Annotated in this window: 12 protein-coding genes and 2 pseudogenes; 8 read left to right on the forward strand and 6 right to left on the reverse strand. The window is 53.0% G+C overall.

The window, feature by feature from the left end; all coding sequences use genetic code 11:
- Nucleotides 1–168: 168 nt before the first annotated feature.
- From glnK to NH448_RS20350, 3 genes are all read right to left on the reverse strand, one after another.
- Entirely contained in the window at nucleotides 169–507 is a 339-nt protein-coding gene (glnK, locus tag NH448_RS20340) for a P-II family nitrogen regulator (protein ID WP_045993907.1), read from the reverse strand.
- 190 nt (nucleotides 508–697) lie between these two features.
- Entirely contained in the window at nucleotides 698–1,948 is a 1,251-nt protein-coding gene (locus NH448_RS20345; protein ID WP_108131880.1) for an ammonium transporter, read from the reverse strand.
- 49 nt (nucleotides 1,949–1,997) lie between these two features.
- Nucleotides 1,998–2,336, reverse strand: coding sequence for a P-II family nitrogen regulator (locus NH448_RS20350; protein ID WP_045993909.1), 339 nt, complete (start codon nucleotides 2,334–2,336; stop codon nucleotides 1,998–2,000).
- Nucleotides 2,337–2,721: 385 nt separating this feature from the next.
- Here NH448_RS20350 and NH448_RS20355 point away from each other — a divergent pair, with 385 nt between their 5' ends.
- Together NH448_RS20355 and NH448_RS20360 are read left to right on the forward strand one after the other, a co-directional pair.
- Entirely contained in the window at nucleotides 2,722–3,102 is a 381-nt protein-coding gene (locus tag NH448_RS20355) for an accessory factor UbiK family protein (protein WP_045993910.1), read from the forward strand.
- A gap of 119 nt (nucleotides 3,103–3,221) precedes the next feature.
- A complete protein-coding gene (locus tag NH448_RS20360) occupies nucleotides 3,222–4,727 on the forward strand; it encodes a YifB family Mg chelatase-like AAA ATPase (protein ID WP_253029319.1) in 1,506 nt (501 codons plus the stop codon).
- Between the two features lie 716 nt (nucleotides 4,728–5,443).
- Here the strand turns inward: NH448_RS20360 and NH448_RS20365 are convergent.
- Complete coding sequence (locus tag NH448_RS20365; protein WP_253029320.1) at nucleotides 5,444–6,331, reverse strand: restriction endonuclease; 888 nt, start codon at nucleotides 6,329–6,331, stop codon at nucleotides 5,444–5,446.
- A 279-nt stretch (nucleotides 6,332–6,610) separates the two neighbouring features.
- Between NH448_RS20365 and NH448_RS20370 the strand changes: the two are divergent.
- Nucleotides 6,611–6,877 (forward strand): annotated as a pseudogene (locus NH448_RS20370) (transposase); the annotation flags it as partial.
- 12 nt (nucleotides 6,878–6,889) lie between these two features.
- Here NH448_RS20370 and NH448_RS20375 read toward each other — a convergent pair.
- Entirely contained in the window at nucleotides 6,890–8,047 is a 1,158-nt protein-coding gene (locus NH448_RS20375; protein ID WP_253029321.1) for an IS30 family transposase, read from the reverse strand.
- A 47-nt stretch (nucleotides 8,048–8,094) separates the two neighbouring features.
- On the opposite strand from NH448_RS20375, the pseudogene NH448_RS20380 reads away from it, so the two are divergent.
- The 5 genes and pseudogenes from NH448_RS20380 to NH448_RS20400 form a co-directional block, all read left to right on the forward strand.
- Nucleotides 8,095–8,988: pseudogene (locus tag NH448_RS20380) on the forward strand (IS3 family transposase); the annotation flags it as partial.
- A 33-nt stretch (nucleotides 8,989–9,021) separates the two neighbouring features.
- Complete coding sequence (locus NH448_RS20385) at nucleotides 9,022–9,120, forward strand: ATP-binding protein (RefSeq protein WP_253029322.1); 99 nt, start codon at nucleotides 9,022–9,024, stop codon at nucleotides 9,118–9,120.
- Between the two features lie 573 nt (nucleotides 9,121–9,693).
- Nucleotides 9,694–10,935 (forward strand): antiviral reverse transcriptase Drt3a, encoded by a 1,242-nt coding sequence (gene drt3a, locus NH448_RS20390; protein WP_253029323.1) that lies wholly within the window; start codon nucleotides 9,694–9,696, stop codon nucleotides 10,933–10,935.
- Nucleotides 10,925–12,493, forward strand: a complete 1,569-nt coding sequence (gene drt3b / locus NH448_RS20395; RefSeq protein WP_253029324.1) for an antiviral reverse transcriptase Drt3b — start codon at nucleotides 10,925–10,927, stop codon at nucleotides 12,491–12,493. Before drt3a ends, drt3b begins: the two co-directional genes overlap by 11 nt.
- 157 nt (nucleotides 12,494–12,650) lie before the next feature.
- A complete protein-coding gene (locus NH448_RS20400; RefSeq protein WP_253029325.1) occupies nucleotides 12,651–12,908 on the forward strand; it encodes a hypothetical protein in 258 nt (85 codons plus the stop codon).
- A 238-nt stretch (nucleotides 12,909–13,146) separates the two neighbouring features.
- Here NH448_RS20400 and NH448_RS20405 read toward each other — a convergent pair whose 3' ends face one another.
- A complete protein-coding gene (locus NH448_RS20405; protein ID WP_253029326.1) occupies nucleotides 13,147–13,518 on the reverse strand; it encodes a DUF1153 domain-containing protein in 372 nt (123 codons plus the stop codon).
- Between the last annotated feature and the right edge of the window lie 168 nt (nucleotides 13,519–13,686).

Here is a 13,686-nt window from a genome sequence, read left to right on the forward strand (position 1 = left end):
GCCACCTGGCGGGGAGAACCGGTCGCCGTCGTCAGACAGCGTCCTTGTCGGTCGAGCTCAAACCGCGTCCTTGTCGGTCGAGGTCAGACAGCATCCTTGTCGGTCTCGCCGGTACGGATACGAATGACCTGCTCAAGGGGGGTGGCTGAAGACAGCTGCCATCGTCGGTCAGACAGCGTCCTTGTCGGTTTCGCCGGTACGGATACGAATAACTTGTTCAAGGGGAGTGACGAAGATCTTGCCATCACCGATCTTGCCGGTGTTGGCGACCTGGACGATGGCTTCGATGACCTGCTCGGTCATACCGTCGTCGACCGCCACCTCAAGCTTCACCTTGGGCAGAAAGTCGACCACGTACTCGGCTCCCCGGTACAGCTCGGTGTGGCCCTTCTGACGGCCAAAGCCCTTCACTTCAGTGACGGTGATGCCCTGAACACCGATCTCGGAGAGCGACTCGCGGACGTCGTCGAGCTTGAATGGCTTGATAATCGCGGTCACCAGTTTCATGGCGGGTTCCTCATCCTGTCCGTGTGGGGGCGGCGTCGGTCGTGCCTGGCGCCAACCCGTTGGCGGCGCGCCGTTGCGCCTGTCCTGACTAGTGTGACAAAGCATACCCCTGGCGAACAGCAATAAAAAAGGCCCCCGAAGGGGCCAGGAGGAGCACGCCAGCTCACTGGTGTCGCGGGTAAGCTCAGGCTTACTTCTTGGCGACGTTAAACTCGGGGTAGGCTTCGAGACCACATTCGGCCAGGTCGACGCCTTCGTATTCTTCTTCTTCGCTGACACGCACACCCATGATTGCCTTGATGATCAGCCACACGACCAGGCTAGCGGTGAAGACCCAGGCGAAGATGCCGATGATGCCGAGCATCTGTGCGCCGAAGGTGGCGTCGGCGTTGTTCAGCGGGACCGCCAGGACACCCCAGATACCGGCCACACCGTGGGCGGAGATGGCACCGACCGGATCGTCCAGGCGCAGCTTGTCGAGGACCACGATGGCGACCACCACCAGGACACCGCCGACTGCACCGATCAGGGTGGCGCCGAGGGCCGTGGAGGACAGCGGGTCGGCGGTAATGGAGACCAGGCCAGCGATGGCGCCGTTCAGGGCCATGGTCAGGTCGGCCTTGCGGAACCAGATCTTTGCCAGGATCAGCGCGGCGATGACACCCCCGGCGGCGGCAGCGTTGGTGTTTACCAGCACCTGGGCCATGTTGTTGGCGGAAGACACGTCGGAGAGCTTGAGCTCGGAGCCGCCGTTGAAGCCGAACCAGCCCAGCCACAGGACGAAGGTACCCAGGGTCGCCAGCGGCATGTTGGCACCGGGGATGGCATAGATGGCGCCGTTCTTGCCGTACTTGCCCTTGCGCGGACCGAGCACCAGCACACCGGCCAGGGCTGCAGCGGCACCCGCCATGTGGACAATGCCGGAACCTGCGTAGTCGGAGAACCCTGCTTCGGACAACCAGCCGCCGCCCCAGGTCCAGTAGCCGGAGACCGGATAGATCACGGCGGTCATGACCACGGCGAAGGCCAGGAAGGCCCACAGCTTCATGCGCTCGGCGACAGCGCCGGAGACGATCGACATGGCGGTGGCCACGAACACGACCTGGAAGAAGAAGTCGGCGCGGGCCGAGTAGTAGGGTGCGTCTTCACCACCTGCCAGCACCGCATCGACGCTGTTTTCGGCGCCGATCAAGAAGCCGAGGTTGGGGATGAAGCCGCCGGCGTCGGAGGAGTACATCAGGGCGTAGCCCACCAGCAGATACATGGTGCAGGCGACCGCGAACAGCACGATGTTCTTGGTCAGAATCTCGGCGGTGTTCTTGGCTCGGACCAGGCCGGCCTCGAGCATGGCAAAGCCGGCGGCCATCCACATGACCAGGGCGCCGCAGATAAGGAAGTAGAAGGTGTCCAGCGCGTAGCTGAGTTCACTGATATCGACCATGGAAGTGTCTCGCTATATTTTTATCGGAAGTCGGGTCAGGGGACGGGGATCAGACCGCGTCGGAGCCGCGCTCGCCGGTGCGAATGCGGATGACGTCTTCCAGCGGCGTGACGAACACCTTGCCGTCACCGATCTTGCCGCTGTTGGCCGCGTTGCAGATGGCTTCCAGCACGCTGTCCAGTCGGGCCTCGTCGATCGCAACCTCGACCTTCACCTTGGGCAGAAAGTCGACGACATACTCGGCGCCGCGGTATAGCTCGGTGTGGCCCTTCTGGCGGCCGAAGCCCTTGACCTCGGTCACTGTGATGCCCTGGACGCCGTTGTCGGCCAGCGCCTCGCGGACGTCGTCCAGCTTGAAGGGCTTGATGATGGCGGTGATCAGTTTCATGGCATGGCTCCCTACGTGCATAAGGTGGCGGCTTGTTTCCGCTCGGTGCATGGATATCTATGCATAGCGATATACGTGCCATAAATTTGGCAAAATCTTTGTTTACAATGGTTTGTGGTTGTTCTTGATAGCGAGAGACGAAAAACACCCGCGAGTTTGCGGCACTGCATCAAAGTTAATGCACTGTTTTGGTGCTGGCGCGTATTGGTGGTGCGTCATTGGCGAGCATGTTGTGCTGCGTCGCGTGCCGGGGCGCGTGTAGGTATCAGGGAGTCGCCAATGCGCCGGGCGTCGCTGGGCAAGGGCCACGAAGCATGCGTTGGGCGCCCGGCTTGCGTATCCTGTCGGCAACGGAGTTCCCATCGACGTTTCAAGGAGAGCCATCATGGTCAGTCAGGATCGCATCAGCCGTTTGGCACAGCAGATCGGCGAGCGCTTGCAGGGCGCCTCCCAGGCCCCGGAAGACATCCAGAAGGGGGTCCAGCAGGTGGTGCGTGGCGCCTTCGATCGTCTCGAACTGGTGTCACGCGAGGATTTCGACATCCTCATGGACGTGTTGCAGCGCACCCGCTCCCGGGTCGAGGCGCTGGAAAAGCAGGTAGCGGCGCTGGAGAGCCTGGTCGAGGAACGTGCAGCGCCCGCTGGCGAAGCGACCGCGGCGCCTGCCGTGGCCGAGGAAGCCGCCGAGGTACCGGTGCCGCCGGTGCCGGAACAGGGCAAGCAGGACGAGGCATCGAGCGGTTCAGCCGACAAGCCCTCCGCCTGAGGCTTCAGACGCAGAACGTCACAAGATATGCCGGCCCGCCCTGGCGGGGGGCCGGCATGGGGCGCCGGTGAGGTGGGCGTGCTCTACTGGTCATGAGCCTTCCGTCAGGCAGGGAGCCCATGACGCTTGCCATCATTGCCACCCGTGCGGGACTGGGGCTGGACGCCCCCGAGGTACAGGTCGAGGTACACCTGGCCAACGGCCTGCCGGGCATGACCCTGGTCGGCCTGCCCGAGACCGCAGTGCGCGAAAGCCGCGAACGGGTGCGCAGCGCCCTTGCCACCTGCGGCCTCGACTACCCGCTACGCCGTATTACCCTGAATCTTGCTCCCGCCGATCTGCCCAAGGAGGGTGGACGCTTCGATTTGCCCATCGCGCTGGGTCTGCTGGTGGCTTCCGGCCAGTTGCCCGCCGCCGCACTGGAGGGTGTCGAGTGTGCCGGCGAACTGGCCCTCGATGGTCGGTTGCGGCCGGTAGCCGGCATGCTGCCCTTCGCCATGGCCACCCGTCAGGCCGGGCGGCGCCTGATCCTGCCCGAGGCCAACGCCGATGAGGCGGCCCTGGTCAATGGCCTGGAGGTGCTGCCGGCGGCACACCTGCTCGACGTCGTCGCCCACCTGGCCGGGCGCATTCCCCTCGCTGCTCACCCACCCACCGCACCGCCGCAAGACGGGTCTGCGGCGCTGGATCTGTGCGATGTGCGTGGCCAGTATCAGGCCCGGCGAGCGCTGGAGGTGGCGGCGGCGGGTGGGCACAACCTGCTGTTTGCCGGGCCGCCCGGCACCGGCAAGACGTTATTGGCCAGCCGACTGCCCGGGCTCTTGCCGCCGCTTGGCGATGACGAGGCGCTGGAGGTAGCGGCGATTCGCTCGGTGTGCGCGCTTCCCCTGTCCGATGGCTTTGGCCGTCGTCCGTTTCGTTCGCCTCACCACACCGCCAGCGCGGTCTCGCTGGTCGGTGGCGGCTCGCGTCCGCGGCCCGGCGAGATCTCGCTGGCCCATCGCGGCGTGCTGTTTCTCGACGAGTTGCCTGAGTTCAGTCGCCAGGTGCTGGAGGTATTGCGCGAGCCGCTGGAAAGCGGCGAGATCCATATCGCCAGGGCCAGTCACGAGCGACGATTTCCCGCTCGTTTTCAACTCGTTGCCGCGATGAATCCTTGCCCTTGCGGCCATCTGGGTGATCCGCGTCAGGACTGTGTATGCACCGCGTCCCAGATACAGCGCTATCAGGCGCGCCTGTCCGGTCCTTTGCTCGACCGCATCGACCTTCAAGTGGAGGTGCCGGCGCTGCCGGTGGAACAGTTGACGTCGCATCAGCCGGGGGAAAGCACCGCGATGGTGCGCCGACGCGTGATGGCGGCGCGTCAGCGTCAGCAGCAGAGGGGAGTGCTCAACGCCCAGCTCGCCGGCGCCGCGCTGGAGAGCGCCTGCGCCCTGGAGGTGGCCGAGCGCACCTGGTTGGCGCAGTCGCTTGAGCGCCTGCGGCTGTCTGCCCGGGCCTACCACCGGGTGCTGCGGGTGGCGCTGACCCTGGCCGACCTGGCCGGGCGCGAACGTCCGTGCCGTGATGACCTGATCGAGGCCATCGGCTATCGCCAGCTGGATCGGCTGTTGAAGCACTACTGATGGCGCGGCAGGGGAGGGGCGTCAGTGACGTGGCTGCCTGCCTGCTGGCCACCCCAAGCTGCGCTTGAAACAGCATCTCCTAGAGGTCGGGGCGGTGGTGTAGCCCCACAAATTCAAGGCTTGCACGTGGAAGGCGTAGCACTGGTTGGTGCAGCACGCCGAGTGATGGGGCTGGGGCCGCAGTATTGAGAAGATATCCTGTTTGGAGAAGATGCTTCACCGAGCTGGTATCGCAGAAACTTGCGAACTTCGGCGAATAGGTCCAACCGAATGGCTTCGTTAATTAAGTGACTACGAGCTTCCGGATGGCTGCGGGCATGGGGGGGAAATTGCTCGTAGAATGTAGTTGTACTAGCCATACTTCGAACTTCAACTCTAGAAAACTAGCAGAAGAGCCCGCAGGGGCGGTGTCGGCAATTGTGTTATAGCCGTTTCATAGTATTCGCTATTTGGGTGGATTACCCAAATCAAACCCAGGGCCTGGTTTTACTAAAACTATCAATTACTTTGTGTCCACTTTTTCGTGGTGTTGTTTAATCGCCCGTCTAGAGTTTAACGATGGTATGTTCAGGTCCGGAGGGGAGGGGAAGTGGAAAAAAGTTATATTTTGGCTGCTTTTTAATTAAGCTAAGTTTAAGTTTTCTGATCCTTAATGCTTGGCCATGTCGAATTTTATAATCTTTATTTAACCGAATTTTTGAAGGAAGCGATATGGGTCAGCTAAGAAAACTCATTAGCTCGACATCTGAAAACAACCTTACACCTGTTGCGTCGGCTAATTCACTTGCTGACTTAGTGAATCCAGAATTAGAAACAACAAAAGCCAAGTCAGCACCATAGTATTTTTTAGCAGAGAATGCTTCTTGAACAGCGCTATTTCCGATCTTTGACGAGTGGTATTTAGTTTGAACTATAATTGTTAGTTGTGATTTTGACAGTATGATGTCCGCGCCTTGGTCGCCAGACGCTTTAGTAAGTTCAGCATCCCAAGTGGTTTCTTTATTAATTTGACTGGCGATTCTTGATTCATACTCTGTCCCAGATATATTAATGTCAGGCGTAGTGGTGTTTTCTCGATTAAACTCAATGAAGAAGTCGATATTTTTCAATGTTGCACGGATAACTTCACCTTTATTTATTTCGTACCATACAAGGTGTTTAAGGCGAGTGGTTTCAAAATGCTCAAATAATTCACTGTCGATACTGTCATGTGCTCCATGAATGAAAGGTTCGATTTTATCCTTGTAATATTTTTCAAGATAGCTGAACCACCCTTTGCTTATGGTATCGCCGAATTCATCGCATCGTATTGCCCTATCTTTCTTTGACAAGAGTATTGGTAGGTGTTCTTCAAGTTTTGAAGAAAACTTTTTAAGAAGAACTGAATGAATTCCTACATGCTTCAGAAAAACATCATCAAGCTTGAGAAGCGGAAGAAAATTATCCTCAGCTGTGAGGCTGATCTCTTTACAAAAACCAATCGTCCAAGCCTCAGACTCAAACTCCTGAATATTTTGCAAAATCTGTTTTCTATTCTCTAAGCTTGACAGGGTAATCTCGCCACTCATAACGAGTTTTTTGATCTCTTCCTGAACTTCCGACATTTTCGCTCCTTGGTAGTGGTCAATGGACTTTGTGATCATCCCCAGTCGGTAATGTTAAAGCAAGAGGTTAGACGGAAAGAAATACGAGTTATCTTGATCTTTCCCAGTAGCAGTGGCCACCCTGTTTAGTAACTGCTCTGAACGAGGTAGCCCATGATAAAGACATCGATTTCCATAAAGAGGCAACGTGCCTACTCCATCGGAAACTACCGGGAGGAGTGATCTTGCCCACCAACAGTGGACACCCCGTTAAGGCAGTACACTGAACGAGGTGACCCCATGGCAAGGCAAGCAACGTCGATGAAGAAGACTCGCACCCGTTACTCCCAGGTCTACAAGGACGAGGCCTTGGCACTCGCTGACCGTGTTGGTACCAGTGCCGCCGCCCGCGAGCTGGGTCTCCAACCCAGCCAGCTCTACCAATGGCGAGCCAAGGCTCAGCAGCAGCAGAGCGCCTCGGCTCGCGAGCAGGCCTTGGCGGAAGAGAACGCAAGGCTCAAGCGTCAGCTGGCTGAGAAGTCGGAAGAGCTTGAAATCGCAAAAAAAGCCGCCTTGCGCTCAACCGGTCAATGCAACGGTGGTGGATAAGACTTCGGCAGGTGTCTTGTATCCCAGCGTTTTCCTGGGGCGCTCGTTAAGCCGCATGGCCACCTGATCAAGGTCTTGCTGGGTGAACGTGGATAGATCTGTCCCTTTTGGGTAGTACTGTCTTAGCAGGCGGTTGGTATTCTCGTTGGTTCCCCGCTGCCATGGGCTCTGAGGGTCGCAGAAGTAGACTTGAATATCGGTCGCAACCGTCAAGTCCTTATGTGCCGCCAGCTCTGTGCCCCGATCCCATGTCAGAGATCCTCTCAGACCAGCCGGCAGCCGCTGGGCCTCTCTTATCAAGCCAGCGATCACACTGGTCGTATCCTTGCCATCCACCTGAACTAGCATGGTGAAGCGAGAGTGACGCTCGACCAACGTAGCAATGTGGGAATTTCTGGCACCGGTGATCAAATCTCCTTCCCAGTGCCCCGGAATCGCCCGGTCCTCCGCCTCTGGAGGACGTTCTCGGATGGACACCGCATCCCGGATCTGTCCGCGCGGCTGACTCGTAGCAAGCTTGGAGCGGCGCATCATGCGCTTATAACGCAGATGCTGCATCAGTTCCTTCTTCAGTACACCGCGCGCTTGGATGTAAAGGCTGCGGTAAATCGTCTCATGTGACACCTGCATGCGCCGGTCTCTCGGGAAACGGAGTTTCAGCCAGCCCGAGATCTGCTCAGGAGACCACTGTAGTGCAAGCTTTTCCGCCACGAGCTGCCGCAGTTCGGGGACAGTTGCCAGATGGCACACCTTAGGGCGTTTGGCATGCTCCCATGCAGCCTCATCAGCAGTAATGGCCCGATACCGGTCGCGTCCTCCATGGCGAGCGACTTCCCGGCTCACCGTGGAAACAGAGCGCCCCAGCTGCTGGGCGATTCGCCTAAAGGACTGACCAGTGGCGATACCACGGGAGATCGTCTCCCGCTCAGCTAGGGTCAAGTGCCGACTGGATCGTGAACGAGGGTGCGGTGCGATACCACCGCTGGTGGACAGAACACGATGTACCGACCCTGGATGCTGACAAAGTAGCCGACTGACCTCACTTAACGATTGACCTGCTTGCCACTGCTCCCAGAGTAACTGCTTCTGGTTTGCGGAGAGTCCTCCTGGCCGTCCTCGTCTTGCCATATCGTTCCCTGTCGGGTGGCTGTGTTGCGATGACCAGTTGAGCGTACCGCGGTGTACTTCGCGAAAAGCCTGAAGTGAAGTACGCCTTCATCGAGCAGCATCGTCAGGCCTTCAGCATTCAACGGATGTGTGCGTTTCTCGGTGTCGCCCGCAGCGGCTACTACGCCTGGCGACTGCGGGGAGGTGTACCCTCTCCTCGCCGCCGCCGGCAAGCGCTCACCGATCAGCGCGTGGCTCAGGCCTTCGAGCAGGGCAAGGGGCGCTCAGGCGCCCCCAGGCTGACCCATGACCTGAACGATGCTGGCGTAGCCATCTGCCTCAATACCGTGGCTGCCAGCCTCCGTCGGCAAAACTTGCGGGCGAAAGCCGCGCGTAAGTTCAAGGCCACGACGAACTCACGGCATGGCCTGCCCGTCGCACCGAATCTGCTGGAGCAGGACTTAAGTGCTACGGCGCCGAACCAGAAATGGGTCGGCGACATCACTTACCTGGCGACTGGTGAGGGCTGGCTCTACCTGGCGGTACTGATTGACCTGTATTTACGCAAGGTGATCGGCTGGGCGATGAGCGAGCGCATGACCGCTGACCTGGTCGGCGACGCGCTTCAGATGGCGCTGTGGAGCCGCAAGATGCCCAAGGGCGTCATCGTGCATAGCGACCGTGGTAGCCAGTATTGTTCGTCCCTGTACCAGTCGTTGCTGACCCGGCACGACCTCCGGTGCAGCATGAATGCCAAGGGCAACTGTTACGACAATGCCTGCGCCGAGAGCTTCTTTCACAGTCTCAAGGTCGAGGCCATTCACGGCGAGCGACTCACGACCCGAGAAAACATGCGACGGCAGGTGTTCGAGTACATTGAGTTGGACTACAACCGGCAACGCCGGCACAGCGCGATCGGGATGATCAGCCCAGAGGCCTTCGAGGCTCGAATGATCGCTTAGACCGGTGTCCACCAGTGCTGGGTAAGATCAGTATTGCGCGAGCCGCTGGAAAGCGGCGAGATCCATATCGCCAGGGCCAGCCACGAACGACGCTTTCCCGCCCGCTTCCAGCTAGATGTATACAAAGCATGAATCGTCTTTAGAGGCTAGAAAAGACCGCAACCAACTGTAATTAAAAAGTTTTCTTATTCGAAAACGTATTGAGACCATGATGATAGTGATTCACATCCCGTCAGGTAGAGCAGGGTAGGGTGCCAGCGATGTGAGCTGGCAACGTGGTACGAGAGATTTGGGGAGAGATACAGGAAGGCTGAAACGTATAAGGAATGGTAGGGGAAGATCGAGGCCCAAATAGGCGGCCCCGACAGCTACATCCCGGCACACCCGTCCACCACACCGATTCCCATAGAATACGTGTAACATTATGTTTTTAAAGGTTGTTTAATCTATAGGGCCAACCTCAATATGAGTGTTCACGATAGCATTCGCTAGACCAATTTGTCCCACCTATGTGCCCCCATACGCGATGAGGCCTTGGTGTGAGCCTTAAGCATGAACCTTTGATTAAGGCCAGCAACGCATTTTTGGCATCCGACTACCATCTGAGTTTACAATACAGCTCATCATAAGCTCATGAACTCTACAAAGCATCCTTGATTTCTAGTAAAGAAATCCTCTATCGCAAGGAAACACTAAAGGATATATATGGATCACTCATTCACTCCAGAAAGCTTCTTAAAAATAACAACAAAGCTTGACCCCAAAAAGCACAAAATGGGGAGAAGCAAAAAAGAATATCTAAGGTTTCATGCGAAAAGCATTGAGAAATTAAAGAACAAAGATTTCAAGATTAATGAGGTTATGATCTCCAAGACTGCACATGGCAACATTAAACATATTGATCGCTCAGCCTCACACGCAATCTTTGCAGTAAGAAAAGCAAATCAAAACATCAAATTCACCTACAAAGTAAAGCCTGCGAACCGCGACAAAATTGTTAGGCAGGTTATAGAGTTACTAGGAAGCCATGAGCCAAAAGCAATTTTAAGATTAGATATTTCAAAGTTTTATGAATCAATTCCAGTAGAAAAAATCGCAACAGCGATTCTGGGTGATTACAGAATAAACTACGAAACAAAAAATGTGCTCCACTCCCTCTATGAAGGAAAAAAAAGCTCTGAATATTCAAATCTCCATAGAGGGCTCTCCCTCAGCTCTACCATGTCAGAAATATTTATGGAGAGCACTGATAAAAAAATATCTACCATTGATGGGGTTTACTACTACGCCCGCTTTGTTGATGACATCATAGTTTTCTGTACTGGAAAGCCGGAAAAGGTAATTAAGGACATAAGGCGCATCCTACCTAAAGAACTAAAGCTAAATTCCAAAAAAACCGCTCTCATAAATGTAAAGCTCGATGAAAATAACAAGCTCGTTATCCATTCGCCCAGCGCCTCTTTAGAGTATCTAGGTTATAAGTTCTCAATGTCGACGTCTAAAAACAAAGTATCGGTAGACGTTGGCATAGCTGAAGAAAAAAAGAAGAAAATTAAAACTCGGCTAATCCTATCCGCCAAACAGCTGTTAAAGAACGGCGACAAAAAACTATTCTTTGATAGAGTAAAGTTCTTAACTGGCAACCATCGAATCAAAGGCTCATACGGGCGCAACAAACTCTTTTCCGGAATTCACTTCAACTACAGAGCTATGGAAGGAAAAACAGGTTCTTCCCAGTCACTACAAGAGCTCGATAGCTTTCTAAACACCCTTTTGTTTAACAGAAAATCGATGCTAAGTCGTAATTTGAGATCACAACTAAACAAACAAGACCAGATGGCATTATCACAATACAGCTTCAAAGAAGGGTTCCAAAAGAAAATAATCAACAACCTTTCAGAGAAAAGAATTTCTGAAATCAAAAAGGCTTGGAAAGATGTTGCGTAACAAAGCATGGAAGAAAAAACAGGTAGAAAAAAAGGATTACCACCGCATTCTTCTTACCGAAACTCTGCCTTATGAGGTTCCTGTCCATTTTTCCAATTTAGGCTTTTATCAAAAAGTCAAAAATAGAGAATTTGATGACACAAAGCTCCCTCTTCCTTTTGATAATATAAAGGGAAAGTCTCTCCCATTTAATTACGAAATCAGGAATGGTGAAAACAAAAAAAGAGTCCTCTCAATACCACACCCGATAAATCAGATAAAATTCGTAAACTTATATAAAAGATATGAAGAAAAAATAATATTTCTATGTTCGAAAAGTGAGTACTCTCTTAGGTACCCTGCAGCCACAGGATCGTACTTTTTTGAAAAAGGGAAGAGATCTAAAAAAGAAGATAAAAGGACTGTGGACTCATATGGCGATGATGTGATCACTGAAAGCTCATCCTCTTTCTTCTCATATGAGAGATATAATTTCGTTTACAAGTTTTATGACTCTATCGAATACTGCGACTTAGAAACTCGGTTTGGTTATTTGAAAAAACTAGATGTCAAAAAGTGTTTTTATAATTTATACACGCACTCTATATCGTGGGCCGTAAAAGGTAAAGAATTTTCCAAGAAAGCGAGAAGCTCTTCTTCTTTACCCAATGATTTTGATAAAATAATCAGAGATTGCAACTATGGAGAAACCAATGGCATTGTGGTTGGGCCTGAAGTGTCAAGAATTTTCAGTGAAATCATTCTGCAAGAGCTGGATGTAAAACTGAAAAAAAGCCTCTCCAAACTTAATCTTCATTCAGACCAAGAATATGCCATAAGACGTTATATTGACGACTACTTCATATTCTCTAACTCAGAAGAAATTCTGGAAACGGTGACAGAGGAGTTGGAAAAAATACTTGGCGACTACAAGCTTCACTTAAACGAAAGTAAAACTGAAGTCATTCGGAGGCCATTTGTCTCAGGGGAAACAGCTGCAAAAGCCAGTGCAGCAAATTTAATCGAGAAGCAATTCGATACAATGTCGTCAATAAGAGATAAAAAAGAAGGTCATCTGAGAAGTGCCTTCAAAAGGCCGATCAATATAGAATCCAAACTTTCAAGCATGATCAAGGACTACAGGATAATAGTCCATGAAAAAGATATCTACGCATCAAGTGTCTGCAACTACACCCTCACAATAATACTAAACAAAATCAATGAGATTGCAGAATGGAAAGACGTTGAATACGAGAAATCAGGAAAGAACTTTAATAACTTCTTGACTGTCCTGTTGCTATTCTCGCTCTACGTGTTCTCGCTTGGAGTCAAACCCCGCTCATGCTATATTTTTTCTAGGCTTATGATTGCTATAGGCAATAACTTTTTGCCTCCTGAAAACCCATACTCAAAAAACATAAAATCTGCGGTTTCTGACAAACTTAAAGATATAATAAAAATGAAGAGCGACTCGGAAGTGCACACTGTAGAGCTTTTTGATCTGGTGCAACTATTGAGATGGCTAGGCCCAGATTATGAAATAGGTCCGATTGGTTTTAAAAAAGCTTATTTCCAATAAAGAAGGGGAAATAGACACGTCTTATTTCGGGATAATGGCCACACTTGATTATTGTAAAAACATCCGCGGGCGAAGAGATTTAAAAATACAGCTTATAGAGCATGTCTCAAACTATGTATTAAAAAAGAGAGTGCCAACATCATCCGCCGAGTGCTTCATGATTATCTCAGATTTAATGGCATGCCCATACTTAAGCGACAGAATGAAAAAAAGCGCTTGCAGAGCCTCTGTCAAAAAGTACTGGAGCGAGAAAGAGCTTTATAAGCCAAGAGACAAGCTAGACAGCTCAGCACAAAAACTATTCAATTATTACAAAAACATTGGGGGTATATGGTTTTACGAATGGGACTCACTATCAGAGAGCAGCTTTGAACCAAAAGTACTGAAAAGAAAGGAGCTCAGGACTGCATATTGAAGCTTCCTAGCCATATTCATTTGTCTTTGATAAGATGATGTTGGTTCTGGGCTAGTAGCCATATGCAGGTGCAACACCGACCTGCACTCGCAGAGCGATTTGCGAGGTACAGATTGGACATCTTGCTAGTCTAGGCTGGCAAGACCATTATCGAGTGCTAGATGATGGTCCATTCTGGCTAAGGGGCAGTGGCTTGAACGCTGTCTCAACAGGAATGGCTGTTCGCTTAATGCTACAGCTAAGCCTGTTTGCTGTGCGGTTTGCAGCACACACACGAATGGTGAACGTCCAGAACCATATACCACCTTCTCCACCTCCGAGCCGGCGCGTGAATTTTTTTAGCGCATAGTTCTGCAGATGGGCTTCGCCCAGTTTTCTCCTTGGTCTTCCGGAGCTCGGACTCATACTGCTCACGAATATCCTTGGGGCGGGCTTTGAACCCGTTCTCTAAGCTGCGCTGGGCCTCATCGACCCAGCCTTCGATCTCGGAGACGGTGAGATCGTATTGGCTCGCCACCTCAGCTGCTGTGGTCTTGCCCTTGAAGATGTCCATGAGCACGGAGGCCTTGCGCTTCGCGGTCCATCGCTTGATGGGGTTGTCGTCAGTCATTCTGTTCTCCTGATGGCTGCACTATAGCCTGTGCAGCTTTGGTGTCGACGCCGGAGCTATAAGTCCGTAGATCATCAAAATAGATTGTCCCCCCGACCCGCATGGCCTTCTCTTGTTGGTGACGAAGCCTCCAAGAGAACTGGCCATGCTAAGCCGAGAGGACTTTCT

This window comes from Halomonas sp. OfavH-34-E, from assembly GCF_024124525.1.
GTDB classification, from domain to species: Bacteria; Pseudomonadota; Gammaproteobacteria; order Pseudomonadales; family Halomonadaceae; genus Halomonas; species Halomonas litopenaei.